The following is a 25608-nucleotide window of genomic DNA, read 5'->3' on the forward strand; positions in this document are numbered from 1 at the left end:
CAATAATTAAATCACTCTTATTTATTATTGACAGACTTGCGCTGTTCACTCATTCTGAACGAAAAGCCAGTGTGGGGAACCGACGGGAGGAACAGGGTGGAGACCGGCATTGCGAGGCACGGTTCGCCCGAGGCTCTGGAGAGCCGGCTGCATCGCGGCACGAACCAGAGCGGCATGCGCGACCACAATGAAAGGCTGGTGCTGTCACTGGTGCGCCAGCATGGCAGCCTCGCCAAATCCGACATCGCGCGCATGACCGGGCTGTCGGCCCAGACGGTATCCGTCATCATGCGGGAGCTGGAAGAGGACAAGCTGCTCGTGCGCCAGGCGCCGCTGCGCGGCAAGATCGGCCAGCCGTCGATCCCGATGGCGCTCAATCCGGAAGGAGCTTTCTTCATCGGTCTCAAGATCGGCCGCCGCAGCGCCGAGCTGGTGCTGATCGACTTCCTCGGCAATGTGCGATCGATGCTGCAGAATTCCTATCGTTATCCGGCGCCGCGCGAGACGGTGGAGTTCGTCGGCGCTGGGATCAAACAAATGCGCGGCGAGCTGACACCGGCGCAGGACAAGCGCATCGCAGGGCTCGGGATCGCCATGCCGTTCGAGCTTTGGAGCTGGGCCGACACAGCCGGCGCGCCGCGCGAGATCATGGATGAATGGCGCCATCGCGACATCCGCGCCGACATCCAGTCCCAATGCGACTTTCCGGTCTATCTGCAGAACGACGCCACGTCCGCTTGCGGGGCAGAGCTCGTCTTCGGCCAGGCAGGCGCGGCGCGCGACTTCGTCTATTTCTATATCGGCGCCTTTGCCGGCGGCGGCATCGTGCTCAACGGCCGCCTGTTCGGCGGGCCGACCGGCAATGCCGGCGCGCTGGGTTCGATGCCGGTGCCCGGCCCGGACGGCAAGCCGACACAGCTTATCGACGTCGCCTCGATCGCCATGCTGGAAAAGGCGCTGAGCTCCAAGGGCATCGACGGCTCCTATCTGTGGACCTCGCCGCAGGAATGGGGCGAGATCGGCGCCGAGCTCGACGACTGGATCGCAAGTGCTGCACAGGCGCTGGCCTATGCGATCGTCGCCGCCTCGTCGGTCATCGATTTCGAGGCCGCGGTGATCGACGGCTGGATGCCGCTCGACGTGCGGCGGAGGCTTGTCGATGCGGTGACGGACGCGATCACCGGTATCGACGCCGAGGGGCTGAAGCTGCCGGTCGTACGCGAAGGAACGGTCGGCATCCATGCGCGGGCGCTTGGCGGCGCCAGCCTGCCGCTTTCCGAACGCTTCCTGATCGGACCGACGACGATTTCCAGGAGCGCCTGACCATGCTGATCGGCATTCCGTCGCTGCTCGGCCCGCAGCTTCTGGCGACGCTCAGGGCCATGGGCCATGGCGACGAGATCGCCATCGTCGACGGCAATTATCCGGCCGAGGAACAGGCGCGCAGGCTGATCCGCGCCGACGGCCATGCCGTCATTCCGGTGCTGGACGCCGTTTTGAGCGTGCTGCCGGTGGATGAGGCGGTGCCGGAGGCGCTGTTCCGCGCCTCGGTCAAAGGCGATCCGGCGCTCGCCGATCCCGTGCATCACGAGATGGAAGCGGTCTGCGCGAAACGCGCGCCGGGCCGCAAGGTGATTGCGCTGGCGGGGGCCGACTTCTATGCACGCGTCAAGGCCGCGCATGCGATCGTCGCGACCAGCGAGCCAAGGCTTTATGCCAACATCATCATCCGTAAGGGCGTGATCCATCCGCCGGAGACCGAGACACAATGATCCTCTGCTGTGGCGAAGCCCTGATCGATATGCTGCCGCGCACGACGACGGAAGGCGAAGCGGCCTTCGCGCCTTATGTCGGCGGGGCGGTGTTCAACACGGCGATCGCGCTCGGGCGGCTCGGCGCTCCGGCAGGCTTCTTCTCAGGTCTCTCCTCCGACCTGTTCGGCGGCCAGTTCCGCGAAGCGCTGGGAGCAAGCAAGGTGAGCTCGACCTATGCGCACACCTCGCCCAGGCCCACCACGCTCGCCTTCGTGCGGCTCACCGATGGCCAGGCGACCTACACGTTCTACGACGAGAACACCGCCGGGCGCATGCTCGCCATCGAGGACCTGCCGAAGCTCGGGGCCGAGATCGAGGCGATGCTGTTCGGCGCGATCAGCCTCATCTCGGAACCGGCGGGATCGGCCTATGAGGAGTTCATGCGGCGCGAGCACAACAGCCGGGTGATGATGCTCGACCCCAACATCCGGCCGAACTTCATTCCGGACAAGGCCAAGCATCTGAGGCGCATCCGCGAGATGATGGCGATGGCCGACATCGTTAAACTGTCGGACGAAGACCTCAACTGGTTCGACGAAGCGGGCTCGCACGAGGAGGTCGTGCGCAACTGGCTGGACCGCGGCCCCAGGCTGATCGTCGTCACCCATGGCAGCGAGGGCGCCGTCGGCTACAGCAGGGAGCACAAGGTCACGGTGGTGCCGCGGAAGGTGAAGGTGGTCGACACCGTCGGCGCGGGCGACACCTTCAATGCCGGCATCCTTGCCTCGCTGCACGAGCAGGGTCTGCTCACCAAGGCAGCGATCGGCGGCCTCTCGGAGGAAGCCATCCGCAGCGCGCTGGAGCTTGGCGCCAAGGCGGCCGCGGTGACGGTATCTCGGGCCGGCGCCAACCCGCCATGGCGGCACGAAATAGCCTGATCGGCTGCCCGGTCTCGCCGGCGGTCCGTGCCCGAGCGATCACTTTATGTTTCGAAGGGCCGGAACAGCGCGACGAGAGCCGCTTCGAATACGCTTGGAAGCCCGGATTTCCGGCTTCTTCTGGCAATGGGCAGGCAAAAAAACGGTAACAGGCTGCGACACTTGCGCAATTCGGCCTGGCCATGGGCGGCTTTTTCAGCCGTGGCAAGTCTGGTACCAGCGGGCCGGTTTACTGGCAGCATCTGAGGCCGACATGCAGTTCATCGATCTTGGCGCGCAACGCGAACGAATCCGCGACCGGCTGAAGGCCGCGATCGACACGGTGGTCGAAGACGGCCGTTACATCCTCGGCCCGCAAGTCGCAGAATTCGAGAACAAGCTCGCGGCTTATGTCGGCGTCAAGCACGTGGTGGCCTGCGCCAACGGCACCGATGCGCTGCTTCTGCCGGTGTTTGCGGCCGGCATCGGTCCGGGCGATGCCGTGTTCGTGCCAAGCTTCACCTTCGCCGCGACGGCCGAGGTGGTGGCGCTCGCCAAGGCCGAGCCTGTCTTCGTCGACGTCGATCCCGACACTTACAACATCGATATCGCCAGCCTCGAGGCGGCGATCGACATGATCAAGAAGCAAGGAAGGCTGAAGCCGAAGGCGATCATCCCGGTCGACCTGTTCGGACTTGCCGCCGACTACGAGGCGATCATGGCGATCGCAAAGCGCGAGGGCCTGCTGGTGATCGAGGACGCGGCCCAGTCGATGGGCGGCTCGGCCGACGGCACGATGTGCGGCGCCTTCGGCCATGTCGGCTCGACCAGCTTCTATCCGGCCAAGCCGCTCGGCTGCTACGGCGATGGCGGCGCGATGTTCACCAATGATGCTGCGCTCGCCGACAAGCTGCGCTCCTTCGCCTTCCACGGCAAGGGCGAGACGCAGTACGACAACATCCGCGTCGGCATCAATTCCCGCCTCGACACGCTGCAGGCGGCGATCCTGATCGAGAAGCTCGCCATCCTCGAGGAAGAGATGGTGGCCCGTCAGGCGGTCGCCGACCGTTACGCCAATGGGCTTGGCGACATCGTCAAGGCATCACGCAATCTCGGCCACGGCCGCTCGGCCTGGGCACAATATGCCATCGAGACGCCGAAGCGCGACGGGTTGAAGGCGCATCTCGGCGAAAAAGGCATCCCGTCGGTCATCTATTACGTGAAGCCGCTGCACGAACAAATCGCCTACCGCGACTATCCGCGCACGCCGACCGGTCTTGCGGTTTCGGAAAAGCTGCCGAAGCAGATCCTCTGTCTGCCGATGCACGCCTATCTCAGCGAAGCCGACCAGGACAAGATCATCGAGACGATCCGCAATTATATCGGCTCCAACTCGGCGCAGGTCGCGGCTGCCTGATCTCCCCCTTCAGGAGGAGATTAAGCCTCCACGCCCTTCCCCGTCGCAATGAAGTACGGGTTGGCGAAATCCGTGTCAGTGGCCTGGTTGCGTTTGCCGTAGAGGAGCGGCTGGCCGTCCAGCGTGCGGGTCATGCCGCCGGCGGCGCGCAGCACCGCATCGCCGGCCGCCGTATCCCATTCCATGGTGCGACCGAAGCGCGGATAAACGTCGGCCTCGGCGGCGGCGAGCAGGCAGAATTTCAGCGACGAGCCTATCGAGACGATTTCGGTGGCGCCGAGATCGCGAATGAAGGCTTCGGTTTCCGGCGTGTTGTGCGAGCGGCTGGCGACGACGGCGAGCGGCGTGCCGCCTGCCCGCACGGTGACTGGCCGACGGCCGGCGACACGATAGTCGCCGTCAACGTCGATCGCTTCCGCCGTCCCCGGCCGACCGGAGAAGAAACGTCCTGTGCAAGGCGCGAACACGACGCCGACTTCCGGCACGCCGTGGCGCACCAGCGCAATGTTGACGGTGAAATCGGTGCGGCGGTTGACGAATTCCTTGGTGCCGTCGAGCGGATCGACGAGGAAGAAGGCGCCGTCGAGGTCGGGCGTGGCAATACCCGCCGCAACCTCCTCCTCGGCGACGCAAGGGATGTCCGGATAAGCGGCGCGCAGGCCGGCCAGGATAATCTTTTCGCTTTCGCGATCGGCTTCCGTCACCGGCGAAGAGTCGGACTTGCTGTCGACGGCGCAGCCTTCGTGGAAAACGCGCATCACCGCGCGGCCGGCATCGAGCGCGAGGCGCTCGAACACGCCAAGCATTGCCGCGTCGTCAGATGCCGCCGCCATCGTCATACTGCTCTTCGGCAACGTCGCGCTCCGTCAGCCAGTGTTCCAACGCTTCCGCCATCTCCTCGGGCGTCCTGCCGAGAGTCTTGAGGTGGATCTCGGGGTTCTCCGGCGTCTCGTAGGGAGAATCGACGCCGGTGAAGTTCTTGATCTCGCCGCTCAAGGCGCGGGCGTAAAGGCCCTTCGGGTCGCGGCGGGCGCATTCCTCGAACGGCGTGTCGACGAACACCTCTACGAATTCCCCCTCGCCCATCAGCTCGCGCGCCATGCGCCGCTCGGCGCTGAAGGGCGAAATGAACGAGACGATGACGATCAGGCCCGCATCGGCCATCAGCTTGGCCACTTCGGCGACGCGGCGGATGTTTTCGACCCGATCCGCGTCGGTGAAGCCGAGATCGCGGTTGAGGCCGTGGCGGACATTGTCGCCGTCGAGGATGTAGGTGTGGCGGCCGGACGCGAACAGCTTCCTCTCGAAAAGATTTGCGATGGTCGACTTGCCGGAACCGGACAGACCGGTGAACCAGAACACCGCCGGGCGCTGGTTCTTCAGGTCGGAGCGGCCACGCTTGCCGACGTCGAGCGATTGCCAATGAATATTTTCGGCGCGGCGCAGCGAATGCAGGATCATGCCGGCGCCGACGGTGGCGTTGCTGATGCGGTCGATCAGGATGAAGGCGCCGGTCGTGCGGTTCTCGGCGAAGGGATCGAAGGCGATCGGCGCCCGGGTCGACAGGTTGCACACCCCGACCTCGTTGAGGTCGAGAGACTTCGCAGCCTCATGCGCGAAATCGTTGACGTTGACGCGGTATTTCAGATCGGTGACGGTCGCGCTCACCTGATCGGTTTCGGTGCGCAGGATATAGGACCGGCCGGGCAGCAGGGCCTGCTCGTCGAACCAGACCAGATTGGCGGCGAACTGGTCGGCGACCTGCGGACGTGCGGCTGGCGATACCAGCATGTTGCCGCGCGAAACCTCGACCTCGTCCTCGAGGACGAGCGTGATGGCCTGGCCGGCAACAGCCTGCTCAAGGTCGCCGCCATGCGCGACGATGCGCTTGACCCGGGAGGCCCTGCCCGACTTGACGACCACGACCTCGTCGCCTTTGGAAACGGAACCGGATGCAATTGTTCCGGCAAAGCCGCGAAAATCGAGGTTGGGACGGTTCACATACTGGACGGGAAAGCGGAACGGCAATTCGATCGCCGCCTCGTCGACGGACACGGTTTCCAGATGCTCGATAAGCGACGGCCCGGAATACCAGGGCGTGCGCTCCGAGCGGCTGGTGACATTGTCGCCGAAGCGCGCGGACATCGGAATCGGCACGATACTGTTGAAGCCCAGGCTTTGCGCGAATTCGCCGTAGTCGGCGACGATCCGGTCGAACACGGTCTTGTCGAAGCCGACGAGGTCGATCTTGTTGACGGCAAGGACGATGTGACGAATGCCGAGCAGCGAGGCGATGATCGAATGGCGCCGCGTCTGGCGCAGCACCCCCTGGCGCGCATCGATCAGCACGATGGCGAGGTCGGCGGTCGAAGCGCCCGTCGCCATGTTGCGCGTGTATTGCTCATGGCCGGGCGTGTCGGCGACGATGAACTTGCGCTTCGGCGTGGCGAAGAAGCGGTAGGCGACGTCGATTGTGATGCCCTGCTCGCGCTCGGCCTCCAGGCCGTCGACGAGGAGGGCGAAGTCGATGTCGTCGCCGGTGGTGCCGTGCTTGCGAGAGTCGTTCTCCAACGCGGCGAGCTGGTCCTCGAAAATCTGCTTGGTATCGGACAGCAGCCGGCCGATCAGCGTCGACTTGCCGTCGTCGACCGAGCCGCAGGTGAGAAAGCGCAGCAGCGATTTCTTCTCCTGCGCGGCCATGTAGTCGCGGATCGAATCGGTCGGGGCGAGGCTCTTGGCCAGGATGTGGCGCATGCTCAGAAATACCCCTCGCGCTTCTTCTTTTCCATGGAACCTGCCTCGTCGCGGTCGATGAGGCGGCCCTGGCGCTCGGAGGTGCGGGCGGTCAGCATCTCGCCGACGATGGCTTCGAGCGTGTCGGCATCCGATTCTATGGCGCCCGTCAGCGGATAGCAGCCCAGCGTGCGGAAGCGCACGAGACGGTTCTCGATCTTCTCGCCGGGGCGCAGTCGCATGCGGTCATCGTCCTTCATGATGAGCATGCCGTCGCGTTCGACGACCGGCCGCTCCTTGGCGAAATAGAGCGGCACGATCGGGATGTTCTCCTGCAAGATATACTGCCAGATGTCGAGCTCGGTCCAGTTGGACAGGGGAAAGACGCGGATCGATTCACCCGGCGCGATCCGGGTGTTGAAGATCTTCCACATTTCCGGCCGCTGGTTCTTGGGGTCCCAGGCATGCTGGGCATTGCGGAAGGAAAAGATGCGCTCCTTGGCGCGCGACTTCTCCTCGTCGCGGCGGGCGCCGCCGAAGGCCGCGTCGAAGCCGTATTTGTCGAGCGCCTGGCGCAGCGCCACCGTCTTCATCACATGGGTGTGGGTGTTCGAGCCGTGATCGAAGGGGTTGATGCCGTCGCGCACCCCGTCTTCGTTGACATGAACAAGCAGGTCGAAGCCGAGCTTCTGCGCCATCTGATCGCGAAAGGCGATCATCTCACGGAACTTCCAGGTCGTGTCGACATGCAGGAAGGGAAATGGCGGCTTGGCGGGATAGAAGGCCTTCATCGCCAGATGCATCAGCACCGAGGAATCCTTGCCGACCGAATAGAGCATCACCGGCTTGGCGAAAGAGGCCGCAACCTCACGGAAGATGTGGATGGATTCGGCCTCTAGCCGCTGCAGATGGGTGAGCGCGATATTCATAAGCTATTGAGCGTTCTTTCGTGCCGGCCAGGCCTTGCAGCAGGCGATTGGCGCGGTTTGCTAAAACAGCCCGTCAAGCCCTGGACACTTGTCGCGGGCGTTCTAGCAGATCGCCATCGCCCATAACAATGCAAGACCCGCGCCGGGCACAGCGCTTTGGGAATGAATTTTCCAAGTGAGCTTGATAAGTCGGAAAATTCTCCCAGACAAGCCGAGCAATTGAAAGGGGCTGAACAAACCTATTTGCTTCGATCGGCTAGGTTGACTTCCAAGAGCTTTCGTCCACGCCGCCGATTTTTGGCTGGACATCCTTCGGTCGCCCTATCGGAGATCGGAGCCAGCCGCTATACCGGCGCGGGAGCGGGCGAGGCGCGGCAGAACGGGATCGGTCAAGGCCAATTGTTCGGCACCCCGGCGGGTCTGCGCACAACCTGGAAGATAGCGAAGCAAGGCATTGAACCCGTTTACATCGCTTCGGCGGCATCTCACGCCGACACAGATCAACATCTATTTCTCGATCGTCTGCTTCTTCTCGCCGCCGGTGCTGGGATCGGTGGTCAGCTTCGTTTTCAACGGCGGCGCGCTCTGGTCCGTGTTTCTGCTCGCCATCAGACGGCGGCGGTTCAACATCGACCGGTCGATGCTTGCCATGACGGTGGCGATCTGTGCCTATTGCGCGGCCATCGTCCTTGCTTCGATCGTCAACGGCACGCTGGCGGCGGATCTGCGGTTGTTCCTGCCGCTGATCACTTTCCTCTTCTTTCCGATCTCCTATTCGACCTGGAGCATCACGGAAAAGACCGTGCTTGTGCGCATCGTCGTGCTGGCGAGCGCCGCGGCATGTTTCGGCGCGCTGCTCCTCGCCGTCGTTCAGTATTACTGGATCGGCACCAGGGCCGAAGGCGGTGCCGGGAACGCAATCGTATTTGCGACGGTGACCTGCCTGGCCGCGGCGATGAGCCTCGCAGGCGCGCTGTCGGGGATCGAGAAGCGCTGGAAGCTGCTGAAGTTCGCTGCGCTTGCGGGCAGTTTGGCGGTGCTTTATTCAGGCTCCCGCATCATCTGGCTGGCGCTGCTGCTTGCGGGCATCGCCGTGCTCGCGATCAACCGGCGCCGGCTCAGCGGGTTGAAACTTGCGCGAATTGCGCTGATTGCCGGCGGCGTCTGCCTGCTGCTCGCCGCGATCGCGTTTCCCGTCATTGCCAATCGCGCTGACTTCCTTTTCAGCGACTTGGATGCGCTGACTACCAAGAACGACCATACGACGGCGCTTGGACTGCGGGTGGCGATGTGGGAGATCGGCACGAACGCGTTTCACGAGGCTCCGATTTTCGGACATGGCATCACAGGCAGCCGGGCGCTGATGAAACAGGGTTTTCACGATCAATTCGGCATGGACGCAGGCTACAACCATTACCATAACGGTTTTCTGACCGCGGCGGTGCAGGCCGGTTTGTTAGGGGCGTTCGCCTTGGCGGCGATCTTCGTCGTCGCGGCCTGGAACGCGGCAAGGGCGCTGCGCCGCAGCGCCGGCCCAGCGGAACGGTTCGGCGCAACCATGATCATCGTCACGGTCATCACCTATCTCATAGGCGGGCTGACCGGTATCCTGGTCGGTCAGGACCTTCTCGATTCGACGCTGATGGTGTTCCTGGTTTCGGGAACCTATCTGGCTTGCGGACGAACGGTGCCGCCGACCGGCAAGAGCGCCGCCATTCCTTCGGCCGCCAGCCGGCGAACATGAAGGTCCTGGTCACCGGAGCGACGGGGCTGATCGGACGCCAGGTGACCGGCCGGCTGCGTCAGGCCGGCTTCGACATACGCATTGCGTCCCGCCGGCCAGAACGACTGCAGGCTGCGGGCGAGGTCTTTGCGCTGCCCGGCGCCGATGCGCCGGACGACGCCTTCCTGGCACTGATGCGCGGGGTGAGCCATGTCGTCCACTGCGCGGCGCTGAACAACGATCGGAACGCCAGCGACGCCGACTACCCGGCCGCCAACGCGACGCTGACCGCGCGGCTGGCCAAGGCCGCGGCCGCACGTGTCGGCGGGCGCTTCATCTATCTCTCCTCGGTCCGGGCCGTGGCCGGTCCCGGCTTCAGCGGCACGATCAACGAGGCGATGGCCCCTGCCCCGCAATGCGCCTATGGCCGCTCCAAACGCGAAGGCGAGATCAGGATGATCGCCGCTTACGCCGGACGCCCGGATGCCACGGCACTGCGCCTGCCGCCCGTCTATGGCGAGGGCATGCGGGGCAACATGGCATCGCTGATGCGGCTTGCCGACACCGCCCTGCCGCTGCCGGCCGGCGTGCTGGCGGGTGTGCGCTCGCTGATCGCGTCCGACACGGCGGCGGGCGCGGTGCTGCACCTTGTCAGCCGTCCGGGACCGCTCCACCCGGCCTATGTCGCGGGCAACGCAGCTCCGCTGGCGATGTCGGAAATCATTGCCGCGTTCCGGCGTGGTTTCGGCCGTCCGCCGCGGCTTTTTCCCATGCCTGGGATGCCGCTGCGGCTGGCGGCAAGGCTGCTCGGCAGGCAGGCATCATGGCAAGCCTTGACCGCGACCCAGATCTGCGATCCGTCGCTGCTGGTCGCGGAAGGTTGGATGCCGGAAGCCGATACGCTCGGCCGGCTTGAGGAACTGGCGCGAAAGAAGGCCGCTCAGGCCCGGTAGAATGTCCCCAGCAATATTCTGAGGTCGAGGCCGATCGAAGCGGCCTTCAGATAGGCAGCGTCGGTCTCGGCGCAGAGTTTCGGATCGGACATGTCGATGCCCTTGATCTGCGCCAGCCCAGTGATGCCCGGAAGCGCCGAGAGCACGCCCAGCCGCTGCCGATGGCCGATCAGCTCCGTTTGCGTCGGCAGGCATGGACGGGGACCGACAAGGCTCATCTCGCCCTTGAGCACATTCCAGAGCTGCGGCAGCTCATCGATCTTGGTCGAGCGCAGCACCCTGCCCACCGCGGTGACCGACCCGGCAGGCGCCTCGTGCGTTGGCAAGGACGGGGTGTTGCGATGCATGGTGCGCAGCTTGTGGCAGGCAAAGACGGCGCCGCCCCGCCCGACGCGCGGCTGCGAAAAGATGGCCGGTCCGGGCGATGTCGCCCTGACCGCCAGCATGGCGATCAGCACAACGGGCGACGTAACCGCCAGCATGACGGCCGCGATAATCAGGTCGAAAGCCCGCTTTGCCGTCACGGCTCAGATCCGCCGCCAAAGAAAGGCAAGGTAGAGGCCGAGCGTGCCCATCAGGGTCTGCCGGTAGACGCCGCTTTTGCCGAGCAGGCTGAAGCGCCTGAGAGCACTGCCCTTGCGCGCCCTGATGAAGAGGCGAAGGCAGCGTGCTGCATCGCGTGTGACGAGGTCGCGGTTGACGGCAAGGCCTCTGAGATTGCTGTCCGTCCAGGTGGCGAACTGGCCCTGGAACAGCCGCCCGAGTCTCGAAAGCCTCGCCTTCCAGGAGACGTTGGCGCCGACCAGGTTCGCCCCGTGCTGCCGGTATTTGACCAGCGGCCGCGGCTCGTAGCGGACCTTGCCGCCGGCGGCGGTGACCACGAGATAGGCCCACCAGTCATGGCTGACGAATTCGACTCTTGCCGAGGCCTTCGCCAGAAGGTCGCGCGCCGCGCGGTTGAAGAGCATGGTGTTGCCGCCGGCGATGCTCTGCACCAGGGCGTTGCGGAAGGATGGTGGGCGGCGGAACAGCGGCGAATGGCCCGCCGGGACGCCGGTCTCCGAAATGGTCGCCGTGCGCGAGCAGAACAGCAGCGGCATTGCCATATCCTGTGTCTCCATCCAGCGAATGGCGCTCTCCAGCCGGTCCGGCTCCCAGACATCGTCCTGGTCGCAAAAGGCGTAGTAATCGGAATCGACGCGCGGCTCGATGATCATCGAGCGGAAGTTGGCGGCGAAGCCGTTTCGCGGACCCTGCACCAGCGTAAGGGAGCCCTTGTTCCAGCGGGACCGCCACGCCTCGAGGATCGCGAGCGTGGCGTCCGTCGAGCCGTCGTCGGAAACCCAGAGATCGACATGGGGCCATGATTGGTCGAGCAAGGATTGCAACTGCTCGCCGATAAAGGCGGCGCCATCCCTCGTGCCCATGAGAACGGCCACGTGCTGATCTTTCCCGGTCACTGTTTCAGAACCCGCAGGGCATTCGAACAGGCTTCAATAGCCAATTGCGGGAGGGCGGCACAGGGCTAACTGATCTGTCCGGCCGCTTTCGGCACCGTCCGCTGGGGCGCGCCGCCAATGCCTTGCACTGCCCGGTTGAGCCCGGCCAGGATCGCGAGGGCCGCGGCCTTGTCCTGGTCCCGTATGGCGGCCACCAGCGCCGGCAGCGCGGCCTCGATCCTCGGCCACTCCACGACGTCGGTCCTGAGGCCGAAGATCTTGGCGATGTCGAGCTTGACGACCTCCTCGCTTTCGCCATGCAGCGCCTCGTGCAGCTTCTCGCCGGGCCTGATGCCGGTGAAGCGGATCGGAATGTCGGTATAGGGGCTTTTGCCGGCCATGCGGATCATGGTTTCGGCGACTTCGAGGATCGGCACGGGCTTGCCCATGTCGAGCATGTAGATGGCGTAGTCGTCCCTGCCCTGGCGCCGCTCGGCATCGGCGGCCGACATGATGACGAGATCGACCGCCTCGGCCACCGTCATGAAATAGCGGGTCATGCGCCGGTCGGTGATGGTGACCGGCCCGCCGGCCTCGATCTGCGCCTGGAAGATGGTCGCCACCGAGCCGTTGGAGCCGAAGACATTGCCGAAGCGCACGGCGATGAATTTGGTGCCGGGACGACGCACAGTTGGGGGGCCGGCTTGGTGGCCGTTCAGCCCGCCGGCAGGAAAAGGCGACGGCGCGGCTTGCGTCTCATGCAGCGAGGAGACGATCTGCTCGGCCGCGCGCTTGGTGACGCCAAGCACCGAGCTCGGGTCGACGGCCTTGTCGCTGGAAATCAGCAGGAACTGCGGCACCCCGCATTCGGCCGCGACCTCGGCGCAGGCGAGCGTGCCGAAGACATTCGTTTCGATCGCCGCTTCCCAGTTCTCTTCCAGCAGCGGCACATGCTTCAGCGCCGCGGCGTGAAAAATGATGGCGGGTTTGAACTCGCTGACAAGGCGCATCATGTGCGGCCGGTCGGTGACATCGACGATGCGGCTGGCCAGCCGGCCGCGGTGTTTCTCGTCGATGATCTGATCGAGCTGGAAGATGCCGAACTCGGAATTGTCGGCCACCAGCACCGCCTCGGCGCCGAGCTCCAGCGCGCGCTTGACCAGCACACGGCCGATGGAGCCGGCCCCGCCGGTGACCAGCACGCGCTTGCCGCCGACGAAGGCGCCGATGCGCGCGATGTCGGTGGCGACCGCCGAACGGCGCATGATGGTTTCCATCTCGACGGCATCGAGAACCAGCTTGCCGCCCTGCCCCAGTTCCGAAAGACCGGAGAACTGGACGACGGCGATGCCGCTGTGGCGGGCGACGCGCACCAGCTCGGCATAGTCCTCGATCTCGCGCTCGATCCCCTTGCCGAAGATCAGGAGGTCGAGGTTTTCCGTGCCCTTGACATACTCTTCCAGCACCTCGACCAGACGCGGCCGCAGCGCCACGACCGGAACGCCCTGGATCTGAGTGCCGAGCGGCGCGTCGCCTTCCGTGGCCATGATGCCGGCAATGGCATATTCGGCCGGCACCGCCGTGCGGGTGAAGCGGACGATCACGTCGGCCTCGCTCAGCCGGCCGATGAACAGCGCCTGCTTGATCGACGCATCGCCGGCGGCGCGGCGCAGGATGCGCCAGGACGCGCCGTCGCGCAGGAAGCGATAGTAGAGCCTGGGTGCCGAAATGATGGTGAAGGAGACCAGGAAGAAGACGATGAACTGGCGCTCGTTGAGACCGGCGACCGGCTGGAAAAAGGAGCGGTAGGCAATCGAGGCCAGATAGAGAACCACCGTCAGGCTGCCGCAGCCCTTCAGGATGTTGAAGAAGTCGGGCGTTGAGGCAAAGCGCCAGACGGTACTGTAGAGGCCGCAGGTGCGAAACAGGAGATGGGCGAGGAGCACGATGAGCGCCCAGCAGGCGAGCCCGCCGGAGGAGAACGCATCGAAGGAAAGCCGCGACTGCGAGAGCGTGAGGCTGAGCGCCACCGCGATCAGGACCATGACGAGGTCCTGGACCATGATGATGGCGCGCCGCATCTTCGGTCGCAGGCCCGATACGGCTTCTACATAGGCGGTCATTGGGTAGTACTGAACTCCAGGCGCGGGAAATATTACCAGAACGGCGCGGGACAGAACACCGTCCACCGCCACTCCAGATTGCAAATCCCCAACCCCGTCACCGGTTATGGCATTAGCGCGGAGTTGGGGGGAGAGCTAGGGGTTTTTTGGAGTTACAAGCTCGAGATGTCGGCTCTATGACTAAGCGCGCACAAACGAATTGCCGTCAACAGCTGTCGCGCACTGCGGCCGCCAAGCGGTGCTTTAAATGCGGTCTTTGCCCACATTGGCCCTCAATCGCCTGTTAGAGACTTCGAGTTCACCAATCGCAAAATGTTCAAGGCACAGGAGTTCATGTGATGAGCCGAGATTGGGAGAATTGGGACGTTAGCGGAATTGCGAGCGAAATTCAGACGATTTGGCAAAATTCGGCGGCTGAACACGCCCATCGTGAGCAATTGGTCGATATTGTTCAACGCTACGCGCCAACACCTCTCCAATCCGTCCTGGAAGTCGGTTGCGGAACCGGGCTTGTCTACGAAAAGCTAGTGACGATTTTACCTGCCGCCACCCAGTATGTGGGCGTCGATTCGTCGGTAAAAATGCTTGAGATGGCTAGGCACAATTTTCCCCACGGTCAATTTATGTACGGCGACGGCTATGAGCTGGTTTTCAGAAATCAAGAATTCGATATCGTACTGTGTTTTGAAGTTCTCGGCCACATCCCTCAGATCGAACCGTTCGTACACGAATTGCTCCGTGTTACAAAGAACGCATGCATCTTTACTACATGGCCGAGTGATCTTTATGACGTTGCGGAGAGTCACGAGGTAATTGGTGATGTCACTTTTTTGCAGCGGCGATATTCTGATCCTTATATCAAGCACGTAATTCGCGCCGCAGGTAAAAGACACTTACGCCACATTGAGACTCTTGCCCTTAATTCCGGTGGCCAACTCTATATCGTCCATCTTCAATCTTGATCTGCACGTCACGATTTATGACCTAATTTTCTTATAATTCGCTGCATCACAAGCGCGATTCCGCCTTCCTTATACATTATTGCAATATATACTTTTATCCGCTGAATCCTTCTCCAGACCTTCCTGGCGCCCAACCCAACCAGGCCGAGCGGCCTGGACATTTCCGCTCCACGCCCTAGACTTTTAAAAAAGCTAGCCCACTGGTGCGAAACATTCAAAACATCATATCGCGATTTCGCATGCGCGTACGCAGCATTTGCCATAGCCAAACGCTTGTCGGGCTGTTCAAGAAGGATTTCCAACGCATCTCTCCAAGACGATGAGTTGCTATCAACCAGCAGCCCGGTAACCGATTGCTTCACCACTTCTTGATAAGGTGGAATATCAGAATAAATTCCCGCAATTCTACATGCACTATATTCACGATACTTGTTATCGGTCTTGCTGCGGTTAGCTTCATTGTCTATTAGCGGCGCCAACCCGATCGCCCAATTCCTCTCAGCCTGGAACCGTATATATGCCTTGTAGTCTCCAACATGCGGAAAGAAGCGAACACGCTCACCGACGACAACCCCTCGCGGAAGTACTCCCGCAAACTCGAATACTACCTTTGGGAACTTTTCCAACACGGGCTCGACGAGCTGCGATATCAAATCCAAATCGTCAATGCGCGGAAGACTTCCTGCAAAACCGATTCGAATCTCGTCCGTATGTGAAGGATGAACATCATCGATAAGAGAGAAATCAAAGAACGTTGGAAGTGCAACTATATTCTTGTTAAACTCTGAAATAAATTTTCCCAACTCTAACGAATTCACAATGACCGCCTGGGCGTTGGCAATAGCGAATTCGAGAGATTTCCTAGTAGACGGATGCCGATAATACTCAGCTAGCGGCGTTTTTCCCGGGATTTGCCAGAAATTATCGTCAATATAATAAATATATGGATGGTTTGAATCAACCAGCGCCTGGGTCCATGTCAAAACCAACGGATCAGCGCATCGAATAAACAGGGGAATTGTGTTTGAATTGAAGTCAGACTCCTGCAATTTCCCAAGCAATTGGGTCTTATAGCGAATTCCATGAGCGCCACAAGCTCTCATAACTTGGTCGATCAAATGAGTTGTGGCGAATTCGCTCTCGATTATGACCAATATATCGGCACTAGGCCTAACCTGGAAATTTGGGACAGAGCTTGTGAGTTGCGACAAGTGCGGGGAAGAGGTCGACACGGCTTGGCCCAGTCGCCCTGTCGTACTACCCCGCCATTGCGCTTGCTCGGCATATTCAACCGCAGCAAAAGGGGCAATGGCGTTGCGTCTCCAGCCTAGATGTGAATAGGTCGCAAATTCGAGCACATATATAGGCCAATTGGAACGGGCAAACAGACGGAGGTGCCACGAGCCGTCTTCTGGAACAACCGTTCCCTTCAAATCGAGAGTGACAGGAAGCTGAAAAGAGGTCGAGTCTAGAGGCACTACTGCTTGTACTGCTACCTCCCCCTGGGGGTTGACCAGTTCCACGCCAACATGACCCTCATTAACCCCTTCAGAGGAGAACGCGCAGGCGATACTCTTGAGCACACCACGTCTAAGAACCATCGGATACTCGATGAAATTCCTTTCATGAATAGCGTCAGATAGCTCAAGATAAGTTCTGGACGTCCTGATGTTGTGTTCCTGCACGTATCGACGAATACCATCGAAAACTGGTGAAATATTTTGCCACAGATCCTCGCGAGATAAACGAGGTTTAAAGCGGCGATAGCGCCGGATTCTCGATCTAAGCGCCGAAAGTTCAGCGAGGCTCGCCTTTAGCGACACGGTATCCAATGTGCCACCGAGGATCAGCGATGTATCGGCGAAATATATCTCTTTCAGCCGGGCTTCCACGAGCGTTGGGCTGACCGGTGGCGCGTTTCGAAGAATCTCGTTCAGAACTATCAGATTCTGCTCACCCGAAAAATGTTCCCTACAGTAAGTTGCATTGGCCCTCCTGTAGTCGTCCCAGCTCTCGCGAGCAGTGATAAGTTTCTCTAGCGCCTTAAACCATGCTTTTGGCTGGAGAGGTGGCTCCACTCTCGCCGCGACACCATCGAACGACGGAATGTTAAAAGGAGCGTCATTCGACACCACAAGAAACGCGTCGAGCAGATAGGCGCATAACGCCACATTTAACGTCTTGTACTTATTGTTGACCGTTTTGCTAGGAGCATGCACTAGAATATCGGGGCGATACTCTGCCAACCGCAGCACAGCTCGATTCCAGTCGACGTCGAAAGGCAGGAACGTCATCTTCAGATTTCTGTTTTCCGGCATCTGAAATTCCTCGGGGTCAACGCCTGCCACAACGAAATGAATTTTGCAGGCATCGCTGGCCAACCGGTGCAACGCAGGCAGAACACATTCCCTCAGCCCGCGCTCCCGATGTTTGCCCCCGATAGATGCAATGGTCAGATGAAATCGGCCATCGACGTTTCTGCTGGCGAGTTGCGGAGGACCCTTGGCATAGCTGACGGGGTAGAGTGACAGATTCGGGTGAATAAGATTATCGTCATAATAATCAAGTAACTCTTTGGTGCTTAGGAGAACGCCGGCGAACCGGCCTAGCTTGGTCCGAAGTCGATCCGAAGAAAAATCTTCGGTATTCGCATACGATTCCACCGATGCCAGCTCAGTAAAATTGTCATCTACAAAATAATATATCGGTATACGAAGTTGATCAGCGGCATTTATCCACTCCAGATGAGCATCTATCGCTCTTACGATGATAACGCAAGACGCCGACGCCAGCTCCGAGATATGCAGACTTCCAGTGGACACAACAACCCTGACTTGCCCTCGCATCGATCTTGGCAAGTAGTCGAAATAAAGTGAAGTTGACGCGCTATATACAGATGTTAGTACAATAATTTTCTTCTCTTTTGCCGATCCTATTTCACTCGGTTTATCGTTCAACCATGGCCGATTGGCGACATGGGCAGCAGCAAGATCCGCGATCGCCGCGGCTGCCCTTGCAGAAATCTCCGGATTTGAGGAGAATATGTCGACGTCGAGAATATCTTCCGGCCTCAGATCTCTGTGACCCGTACGCATCCATTCTTCACTCACGTCAGAAGTAATTAATTGGGCCTTTCCAAACCGATCTTGGGAATCAACGACTTCACCGACATCCACGTCAACATATTGTAATAGGTACCGCTCGCCAATTCGCCGCCATAAATCCCAGCCATAGAGGCGCTTTGCGACGATGTGGGGATCAAAAAAACCGACATCTTCGATCACAGAACGGGGCAGAAGTATTGCGCAATTTGAAATCAGATTTCGATCACGCAAATTGTGCCCAGCCAAAGGCTGTCCAAGCTGTATCGACTGCATAGCGGGCGACCCATGGGACTTCGTCCACATCTTTACGTGCCCATAGCAGATCCGGCCCGAGTTATGCTGACTGTGCTTCAGAAGCTGCTCCAGCGCGTCTGGATATAAAATAGCGTCGTCACATGCGAACGCGATGAAATTAGCCCTAGCCTTAACAAACGCCTCATACATGGAGATGGCGGTAAGGCCAATGTTGTGAGCATGCTTCAAGCAACTCACCCGCCCATCCTCGCGGATAAAATCGGAGATCTGGTCTGCGGTCCCATCGATGCTCGCATCATCAACGATGATGAGTTCGATGTCACTCTGTGTCTGTTTGAGAACGGATTCTACCGTCCTGCGGAACAGACCATTTGCAGCTTGCCGGCTGGTCGGTAACAAGACGGAAACGATTGGCTTGCGACCATCCGAATACCCTGAACCTGGCGTCCAAATGGTGTCTTTGATGATCTCTCTGACTTTCATGAAATCTCGGCCAGTTACGTGGTTGGTAGGTTGGTGCGCAGATAGCTCTCGATAACTTCAGAAGTTTCTCCATCCATCCGAATGCAGCCCCCATCGAGCCAAATTGTGCGCTTGCAAAATGATTCCAAAAGAGTTTGCGTGTGGCTTGCAAAGACTAGGATTTTGCCCTGCTCCATGAATTCGTACATGCGGCGTTTGGCCTTATCCGCGAACTTGATGTCGCCAGCGCCCATCACCTCATCGATGAGCAGTATCTCGGGATTGATGCTTGTCGATACGGCGAAGGCAAGACGGACAAACATTCCGGCGGAATAGGTGCGAACGGGATAATCCAGGAAATCACCGAGTTCGGTGAACTCCGCTATCTCCGGCAACTTCTCCTCTATTTCCGCAGGAGACATACCAAGCAGCAGGCCGCGGATACGAATATTATCGCGGCCGGACTGGTTCATCTCGAAGCCCGTGGCGAATTCGAACATCGGGCAAATATGTCCGCGAACCGTTACCGTTCCGGATGTCGGCGGATAGATCTTTGCCATGACCTTGAGCAGTGTACTCTTGCCTGCGCCGTTAAGCCCTATCAGCCCAACGCGTTCGCCACTTCCAATTTGAAGATTCACGTGGCGGAGCGCGTCTACACAATATGTGGACGGCGCCCGCTCCCGGCCTGGCAGTCGACTAGCCAACCAGTCTTTCAGGCCTCCTCCATCGCGCTCGCCCTGAAAACGAATTCCCACTTCGTGGAGCTTAATTGCGAATTCGCTCATAGCAAAAAGACCACGCGATTATCGAGGCGACGAGCAATTGCAGACGCAACAAACCACACCGCCAAGACGTATGAAATGGCCAATGCATAATTCTGGAGCGGAGGAAAGCTGCCTTCAATAATAGGCCACCTCACGATATCTATCAAATAGTAGAGCGGATTATATTTGTATACGAAGTCAATCCCCTTAGCTTTCAGGACCTCGATTGGAAACATTATTGGAGTCACAAAAAATACGACCTGAAGGAGCCCAGACAATGCAAAAGGCAAATCCCTGAATTTAGTTCCTACATATGCAGAAATCACGATATGTCCCAATCCAGCAAATAGAAGTATCATAGCCCCTGGCAAGGCCATTGCCCAGTTTTGAATTCCAAAATTTCTAAAAGCAAATTGCATAAAAATTATCGGAATAAACCCAATCAGCATGATTATACTGTAGGATACAAGAGATCGTAGAAGATATATTTGTTTTGGATAAGAAAACTGCTTAATGTACCCTTCTGATACCACGAAAGCCGTACCTGCTTCCACGAGCGATGAGAGCAAGAACCCCCAAATCACAAAGCCTGTAATCAAAAACGGCAGGAAATCGGCCATTGGCTGGCCGAACATCACACCGTAGACGAACCCGGCTCCGCCGACGAAGAACCCAAGGTTGAGCAAAATCCACATCGGGCCGATGAAAGACCGGCGAAACCGCGCTTTGATGTCTTGAACGCCCAAGAAGGTCCAGACCCGCCAGAGCTTCAAAGCCGTCAATGCATCGGCGTAAAGTTGTACTCGCGAAATCATGAGGTTTTATCCGGACTAAGGCCCATGCGGATAAGGCCGTCGGAACGGCTTTCTTCGACAAACCCTTGACGTCCATAAAGGCGAATAGCCTTCGCATTTTGCTCCATAACTTCCAGGAACAAATAGGAGAGGTCCAAAAACCTGGTGCCGAAACGGATGATTTCAGCGCAGGAGCGACCAATGAAGCCATTCCCTCCCATTTCCGGGGCGACGAGAAATCGACCAACTTCGGCGCGTCCAGAACTCTTATCGATATCGTAGATGCCGCATTGGCCGACCGGCCGCCCGTTCGCTTCCACCAGAAAGAAAAAATCGTCCTCCTTTTGAAGGTACCGTTTGTACCAAGCGAGGTGTGCATCAAAAGCAATCTTGTCGGAGTTCTTGAACCAAACGCGCGCCTCATCGCGGTTGCGCCAAGCGAGAATCGTCTCGAGATCTCGCTCCTCCATGAGCCTCAAGACGACGGTTCCATCTCCGAAGGGAGCGACGTGCTGCTTCATTGTGCGTATTTAAGAACCAGTTCGGAAACCAGATCCACGTCCGCCTTGCTCATGCGAAGGTGGAGAGGTAGCGAGATGATTTCCTGGCTTGCTGCTGCCGCATTCGGACATGAGCCGGCTGCGTAGGCGTACATCCGGTAGTCGGTATTGTCGCGGTAGTGAACGCCGGGATAGACACCATGCTCGTTCAAAGCAAGCATCAGCGTGTCGCGATTCTTCACACGTATCTGCACGAGATGCTGGGCAGACTCGCAATCCTTTGCAGTCGGCACGACGCTAACCCTGTTGTGTCCATCAAAATGCTGACGGTACCAAACTGCCAGCTGGCGCCGGAATGAGTTGTCGATGTCGAGATATTTCAACTGGACGATGGCCATGGCAGCCATGATGGAGTTACCGTGGAACTTGTACCCAATCTCCTCGACATCATACATCCATTTGTAAGCCCCCTGGGCAGCCGTACGGGCATATGTATCTTTGTTGATGCCCAGCCAGGTGAGCTTGCGCACCCGTTCGTCATCTTCGGCTTCGTTGAAGCAAATCATCCCCGAATCGGCAGTGGGCAGGTTCTTGACGGCCTGATAGCTGAATACCGATGCATCGGCGTCGCCGCCTACATGCTTGCCATTGACACGAGTGCCTGCCATGTGGGCTGCATCGAGCACGAGCTTTATGTCATGCGCGCGACATATCTCCAGTATCTTGTGATATCTGCCGAGATTGCCCCCTATCCCAACAAAAATGAGAGCCTTCGTCCTGTCGGTGATGCGTTGGCTGACGCTCTCAGGATCGAGGCAGAGGTATTCGTCCACGTCCGCGAAGACCGGCTTCAGGCCCGCATAGAGGATGGCATGGTTGGTTGAAACGAATGTCAAAGGCGTCGTGATGACCTCGTCGCCATCGTTCCAGCCATATTTCGATTTGAAAAGCTGGATGGCCAGGTGAAGCCCAACCGTATTGGAGTTCAGAAAGTGGGCGTGGGGAAGTCCGGTATAATTCTTCCACGCCGTTTCGAATTCAGCGGTCTTGAACCCAAGTCCTGTCCACCCTTTCTCAAGACACTCACGGATTTCCGAAAGACATTCCTCGATACGGAAACTCGGTACGAATAGCTGAACAGTCATAAATTCCTCCAGCGATGCCTACTGGCTCATTTGTGCACTTGCCTGGCTTGTCATTCCGAGTACAAGCCGAGATACGATCTCACCGCTTGACCGACGCCAGTCCGGTGCGTTCCATTCAAACACTGCGGCGAATTTCGCAGTCGAAAGTCTTGAGTTGGCTGGGCGTCGAGCTTTTGTTGAATAATTCGCCATAGCTATATCGCATATCCGGGCAGAAGGCCCACCAAGCTCCCGGCTTATGTCCAGGATATGCCGGGCGAAGCCGCTCCAGTTAGTCGCACCGGTCCCTGCCAAGTGGTAGACGCCGTAAGCGGCAAAATTCCCGTCATGGTGCAACCTCGCGGCCGCATGCAGGACGGCTTCGGCGATGTCGAGCGCCGATGTCGGGTTGCCCCACTGATCGGCCACGACCGAAATCTCGTCGCGCTCGGCTGCGAGCATGAGCATCGTCTTGACGAAGTTCCTACCGAAGGGGCTGTAGGCCCAGGCCGTGCGCAGGATGAGGTGGCGTGGGTTGGCCGCCGCCACGGCCTTTTCGCCGGCGAGCTTGGAGGCGCCGTAGACGCCGAGCGGGGCGGTCGCGTCGGTCTCGACATAGGCGCTGTCCTTGGCGCCGTCGAAGACATAGTCGGTCGACAAATGGATGACGGGAACGCCGAGCCCTGCTGCCGCCTCGGCCACCTTGCCGGCGCCGGTGGCGTTGACCGCGAAGGCCAATTCCTTCTCGTCCTCGGCCTGGTCGACATTCGTATAGGCCGCGGCCGAAACCACGATGTCGGGCCTTGCCTCTGCCAGCGCCGCAAACACCGTCTCGGGGCGCGCCAGGTCGAGCGCCGGCCGGCCGACGGCAACGACCTCGACATCCTTGCTGCCCCGCTCTATCAGGCTGGCGGCAACCTGGCCCTCGCGTCCGGTGACGGCAAGCCTCACGCGGCGCCCTCCCTGCTCTCGGCCTTCCCGTTTCCGACCTTCCTGGCCGGGCTGTTTTCGATCGCCGCGTCTTCCATCGGGCCGTTCTCGATCGGGCCGTTTTCCATTGGACCCTGGCCCAGCCGCTCGCCATTGTAGCGCTGCTCGCGGATCGGGGCCCACCACCATTTGTTGTCGAGATACCAATCGACCGTCCTCGCCAGGCCGCTGTCGAAATTCTCCCGCGGCGCCCAGCCGAGATCGCGCGCGATCTTGGAGGCGTCGATCGCGTAGCGGCGGTCATGACCGGGGCGGTCGGTGACGAAGGTGATCAGGTCGCGGTAGCTCTTGCCGCCGGCGCGCGGGCGCCTCAGATCGAGAAGATCGCAGATCGTCTCGACGACGCCGAGATTGGTGCGCTCGGAGTTGCCGCCGACATTGTAGCTCTCGCCCGGCCGCCCTTTCGTCGCCACCAGTTCCAGTGCCCGCGCGTGGTCCTCGACGAACAGCCAGTCGCGCACATTGGCGCCGGCGCCGTAAACCGGCAGCGGCTTCTCGTCGAGCGCGTTGAGGATGACCAACGGGATGAGCTTTTCGGGGAAATGGTAAGGGCCGTAATTGTTCGAGCAGTTGGAAAGCACCACCGGCAGGCCGTAGGTCTCATGCCAGGCGCGCACCAGATGGTCGGAAGCGGCTTTGGACGCCGAATAGGGCGAGGACGGCGCATAGGGCGTCTCCTCGACGAACATGCCGCCGTCGAAGGGCAGGTCGCCGAACACCTCGTCGGTCGAGACATGATGGAAGCGGAAGCCGGCCTTACGCTCCCCCGACAGCCCGCGCCAGTAGTCGAGCGCGGCGTTCAGGATGCGGTAGGTGCCAACGATGTTGGTCTCGATGAAGGCGCCGGGGCCGTCGATCGAGCGGTCGACATGGCTCTCGGCGGCGAGGTTCATGACGATGTCGATGTCGTCGCGGCGCAAAATCTCAAGCACCGCTCGCTCGTCGCAGATATCGGCCTGCTCGAAACGGTAATTATGCGCATTCTCGATCGGCCTAAGCGAAGCGAGGTTGCCGGCATAGGTCAGTTTGTCGAGATTGGTGACGCGGTGGGCCGGGTTGGCGCACAGATGCCGGCAGACGGCCGAGCCGATGAAGCCGGCGCCACCGGTGACCAGGAAATTCATGCCGCCCTCTCTCACGCAAACACCTCCGCCGTGGCGAGCAGAGGCGCCTTGCGATCCTTGTCCGAAAGCTGGAATCCGCCAGGGATCGCCGGCCATTCGATGCCGATTTCGGGATCGTCGAAGCGGATCGACCTGTCATGCCCGGGCGAATAGGTGTCGGTCACCTTGTACAGCACCTCCGTGTGCGGCACGAGCGTGACGAAGCCGTGCGCAAACCCTTTCGGCACCAGGATCTGGTTGCCCTTCTCAGCCGATATTTCCAGCGCCACCCACTTGCCGAACGTCGCCGAGGAACGGCGGATGTCGACCGCGACATCGAAGACGCTGCCGCTTATCACGCGCAGCAGCTTATCCTGGGCGCGCGGCCGCAACTGATAGTGCAGCCCGCGCAGCACGCCGGCGGCCGCGGAATAGGAGTGGTTGTCCTGCACGAAGGCGAGATCGATGCCGGCCTCGGCGAAACGCCCGGCATTCCAGGTCTCGCTGAAAAAACCGCGCGCGTCGCCGTGCCGCTTGGGCACGATCTCCAGCACACCGTCGAGGCCGAGCGGCCTGACCTCAAGCAAAGCGTTCCTCCGTCAGGTCGGCGGCCCGCTTGCGCAGATAGGCAGCGTACTCATTCTTGCCCAGGCGCGCCGCGCGCTCCAGAACCTTTTCAGCGTCGAGCCAACCCTGCTCCAGCGCTATCTCCTCCGGGCACGCGACCTTGATGCCTTGGCGATGCTCGATCGTGCGCACGAAAGACGATGCTTCGAGCAGGCTGTCATGCGTGCCCGTGTCCAGCCAGGCGTAACCCCTTCCGAGGCGGCGGACATGCAACTCACCACGCTCGAGATAGACATTGTTGATCGCCGTGATCTCGAGCTCGCCGCGCGCCGAAGGGCGGATCGTGGAAGCAATGTCGACGACATCATTGTCGTAGAAATAGAGACCGGTCACGGCCCAGTTGGACTTCGGCTTTTGCGGCTTCTCCTCGATCGTCAAAGCCTTGCCAGTGACCTTGTCGAAGGAGACCACGCCATAACGCTCCGGATCGTCGACATAGTAGGCGAAGACCGAGGCGCCGCCATCACGCGTCGCCGCCTCGCGGCAGAGTTGCGACAGGCCGCCGCCAAAATAGATGTTGTCGCCGAGGATCATCGACACACTGTCCCTGCCGATGAAGTCGCGGCCGATGATGAAAGCCTCGGCAAGACCATTCGGCTGAGGCTGCTCGGCATAGGAAAGCTCCACACCGAATTCCGAACCGTCGCCCAGCAAAGCCTGAAACACCGGCAAGTCACGCGGAGTTGATATGACCAGAATCTGGCGGATTCCCGCAAGCATCAGCACGCTCAGCGGGTAGTAGATCATGGGCTTGTCGTAGATCGGCAGTATTTGCTTAGAAACCGCTAATGTTAGGGGATAGAGGCGTGTTCCGCTGCCGCCGGCAAGGATAATTCCTTTCAACAAGCTCTCCTTGAACTACCGCGGCCCCCGCCTCGACGCCAAGTTGCCCGTGCTTATGTTTCGGGCACTGGCTTGTCAATTGTCGGCTT

At 60.1% G+C, this 25608-nt stretch carries 22 protein-coding genes; 7 read left to right on the forward strand and 15 right to left on the reverse strand.

Translation table 11 applies throughout. The features are described from left to right. Window positions 1-96 precede the first annotated feature (96 nt). From CK221_RS12515 to CK221_RS12530, 4 genes are all read left to right on the forward strand, one after another. Window positions 97-1323 carry an ROK family transcriptional regulator gene (locus CK221_RS12515; protein ID WP_095778019.1) on the forward strand — a complete coding sequence of 409 codons (1227 nt, stop codon included), beginning with the start codon at window positions 97-99 and terminating at the stop codon, window positions 1321-1323. A gap of 2 nt (window positions 1324-1325) precedes the next feature. Continuing rightward, window positions 1326-1772 (forward strand): RbsD/FucU domain-containing protein, encoded by a 447-nt coding sequence (locus CK221_RS12520; protein WP_095777933.1) that lies wholly within the window; start codon window positions 1326-1328, stop codon window positions 1770-1772. Beyond that, window positions 1769-2692, forward strand: a complete 924-nt coding sequence (locus tag CK221_RS12525; RefSeq protein ID WP_066997802.1) for a carbohydrate kinase — start codon at window positions 1769-1771, stop codon at window positions 2690-2692. Before CK221_RS12520 ends, CK221_RS12525 begins: the two co-directional genes overlap by 4 nt. Window positions 2693-2945: 253 nt before the next feature. Continuing rightward, window positions 2946-4088, forward strand: coding sequence for a DegT/DnrJ/EryC1/StrS aminotransferase family protein (locus tag CK221_RS12530; RefSeq protein WP_095777934.1), 1143 nt, complete (start codon window positions 2946-2948; stop codon window positions 4086-4088). A 20-nt stretch (window positions 4089-4108) separates the two neighbouring features. On the opposite strand, the gene cysQ is transcribed toward CK221_RS12530, so the two are convergent. The 3 genes from cysQ to cysD are packed head-to-tail and all read right to left on the reverse strand — an operon-like array spanning window position 4109 to window position 7750. Further along, the gene (gene cysQ / locus CK221_RS12535; protein WP_066998172.1) at window positions 4109-4894 is read right to left on the reverse strand and encodes a 3'(2'),5'-bisphosphate nucleotidase CysQ; all 786 of its coding nucleotides are present in this window, start codon (window positions 4892-4894) and stop codon (window positions 4109-4111) included. A 10-nt stretch (window positions 4895-4904) separates the two neighbouring features. Then, complete coding sequence (cysN, locus tag CK221_RS12540) at window positions 4905-6842, reverse strand: sulfate adenylyltransferase subunit CysN (RefSeq protein WP_179295114.1); 1938 nt, start codon at window positions 6840-6842, stop codon at window positions 4905-4907. A 2-nt stretch (window positions 6843-6844) separates the two neighbouring features. After that, complete coding sequence (gene cysD / locus CK221_RS12545; protein ID WP_095777936.1) at window positions 6845-7750, reverse strand: sulfate adenylyltransferase subunit CysD; 906 nt, start codon at window positions 7748-7750, stop codon at window positions 6845-6847. A 454-nt stretch (window positions 7751-8204) separates the two neighbouring features. Between cysD and CK221_RS12550 the strand changes: the two genes are divergently transcribed. Continuing rightward, the gene (locus tag CK221_RS12550; RefSeq protein WP_095777937.1) at window positions 8205-9494 is read left to right on the forward strand and encodes an O-antigen ligase; all 1290 of its coding nucleotides are present in this window, start codon (window positions 8205-8207) and stop codon (window positions 9492-9494) included. Then, a complete protein-coding gene (locus CK221_RS12555; RefSeq protein WP_095778020.1) occupies window positions 9491-10426 on the forward strand; it encodes an NAD-dependent epimerase/dehydratase family protein in 936 nt (311 codons plus the stop codon). The genes CK221_RS12550 and CK221_RS12555 overlap by 4 nt, the downstream gene beginning before the upstream one ends. Here CK221_RS12555 and CK221_RS12560 read toward each other — a convergent pair. The 3 genes from CK221_RS12560 to CK221_RS12570 form a co-directional block, all read right to left on the reverse strand. Then, on the reverse strand, window positions 10414-10908 hold the full coding sequence (locus CK221_RS12560; RefSeq protein ID WP_095778021.1) for a sugar transferase: 495 nt from the start codon (window positions 10906-10908) through the stop codon (window positions 10414-10416). The two genes, CK221_RS12555 and CK221_RS12560, sit on opposite strands and share 13 nt — an antisense overlap. A gap of 45 nt (window positions 10909-10953) precedes the next feature. Beyond that, on the reverse strand, window positions 10954-11865 hold the full coding sequence (locus CK221_RS12565; RefSeq protein WP_245430622.1) for a glycosyltransferase family 2 protein: 912 nt from the start codon (window positions 11863-11865) through the stop codon (window positions 10954-10956). Between the two features lie 86 nt (window positions 11866-11951). Then, on the reverse strand, window positions 11952-13988 hold the full coding sequence (locus CK221_RS12570; RefSeq protein WP_179295116.1) for a nucleoside-diphosphate sugar epimerase/dehydratase: 2037 nt from the start codon (window positions 13986-13988) through the stop codon (window positions 11952-11954). A 338-nt stretch (window positions 13989-14326) separates the two neighbouring features. Here CK221_RS12570 and CK221_RS12575 point away from each other — a divergent pair, with 338 nt between their 5' ends. Then, window positions 14327-14950 (forward strand): class I SAM-dependent methyltransferase, encoded by a 624-nt coding sequence (locus CK221_RS12575; protein WP_095777938.1) that lies wholly within the window; start codon window positions 14327-14329, stop codon window positions 14948-14950. An 8-nt stretch (window positions 14951-14958) separates the two neighbouring features. Here CK221_RS12575 and CK221_RS12580 read toward each other — a convergent pair whose 3' ends face one another. From CK221_RS12580 to rfbA, 9 genes are read right to left on the reverse strand one after another with little or no spacing between them, the layout of a single operon-like run. Beyond that, window positions 14959-18792, reverse strand: coding sequence for a glycosyltransferase (locus CK221_RS12580; RefSeq protein ID WP_095777939.1), 3834 nt, complete (start codon window positions 18790-18792; stop codon window positions 14959-14961). Between the two features lie 14 nt (window positions 18793-18806). Continuing rightward, entirely contained in the window at window positions 18807-19559 is a 753-nt protein-coding gene (locus CK221_RS12585; protein WP_095777940.1) for an ABC transporter ATP-binding protein, read from the reverse strand. Then, window positions 19556-20353, reverse strand: coding sequence for an ABC transporter permease (locus tag CK221_RS12590; protein ID WP_095777941.1), 798 nt, complete (start codon window positions 20351-20353; stop codon window positions 19556-19558). The genes CK221_RS12585 and CK221_RS12590 overlap by 4 nt, the downstream gene beginning before the upstream one ends. Continuing rightward, complete coding sequence (locus tag CK221_RS12595) at window positions 20350-20853, reverse strand: GNAT family N-acetyltransferase (RefSeq protein WP_245430623.1); 504 nt, start codon at window positions 20851-20853, stop codon at window positions 20350-20352. The genes CK221_RS12590 and CK221_RS12595 overlap by 4 nt, the downstream gene beginning before the upstream one ends. After that, window positions 20850-21977, reverse strand: a complete 1128-nt coding sequence (locus tag CK221_RS12600) for a DegT/DnrJ/EryC1/StrS family aminotransferase (RefSeq protein ID WP_095777942.1) — start codon at window positions 21975-21977, stop codon at window positions 20850-20852. Before CK221_RS12600 ends, CK221_RS12595 begins: the two co-directional genes overlap by 4 nt. Before the next feature lie 18 nt (window positions 21978-21995). Next, complete coding sequence (rfbD, locus tag CK221_RS12605; RefSeq protein ID WP_095777943.1) at window positions 21996-22907, reverse strand: dTDP-4-dehydrorhamnose reductase; 912 nt, start codon at window positions 22905-22907, stop codon at window positions 21996-21998. After that, window positions 22904-24070 carry a dTDP-glucose 4,6-dehydratase gene (rfbB, locus tag CK221_RS12610; RefSeq protein WP_245430630.1) on the reverse strand — a complete coding sequence of 389 codons (1167 nt, stop codon included), beginning with the start codon at window positions 24068-24070 and terminating at the stop codon, window positions 22904-22906. The genes rfbD and rfbB overlap by 4 nt, the downstream gene beginning before the upstream one ends. Before the next feature lie 11 nt (window positions 24071-24081). After that, complete coding sequence (rfbC, locus tag CK221_RS12615; RefSeq protein ID WP_095777944.1) at window positions 24082-24636, reverse strand: dTDP-4-dehydrorhamnose 3,5-epimerase; 555 nt, start codon at window positions 24634-24636, stop codon at window positions 24082-24084. Continuing rightward, window positions 24629-25519 carry a glucose-1-phosphate thymidylyltransferase RfbA gene (rfbA, locus tag CK221_RS12620; RefSeq protein WP_095778025.1) on the reverse strand — a complete coding sequence of 297 codons (891 nt, stop codon included), beginning with the start codon at window positions 25517-25519 and terminating at the stop codon, window positions 24629-24631. The genes rfbC and rfbA overlap by 8 nt, the downstream gene beginning before the upstream one ends. Between the last annotated feature and the right edge of the window lie 89 nt (window positions 25520-25608).

This window comes from Mesorhizobium sp. WSM3868, assembly GCF_002294785.1.
GTDB lineage: Bacteria > Pseudomonadota > Alphaproteobacteria > Rhizobiales > Rhizobiaceae > Mesorhizobium.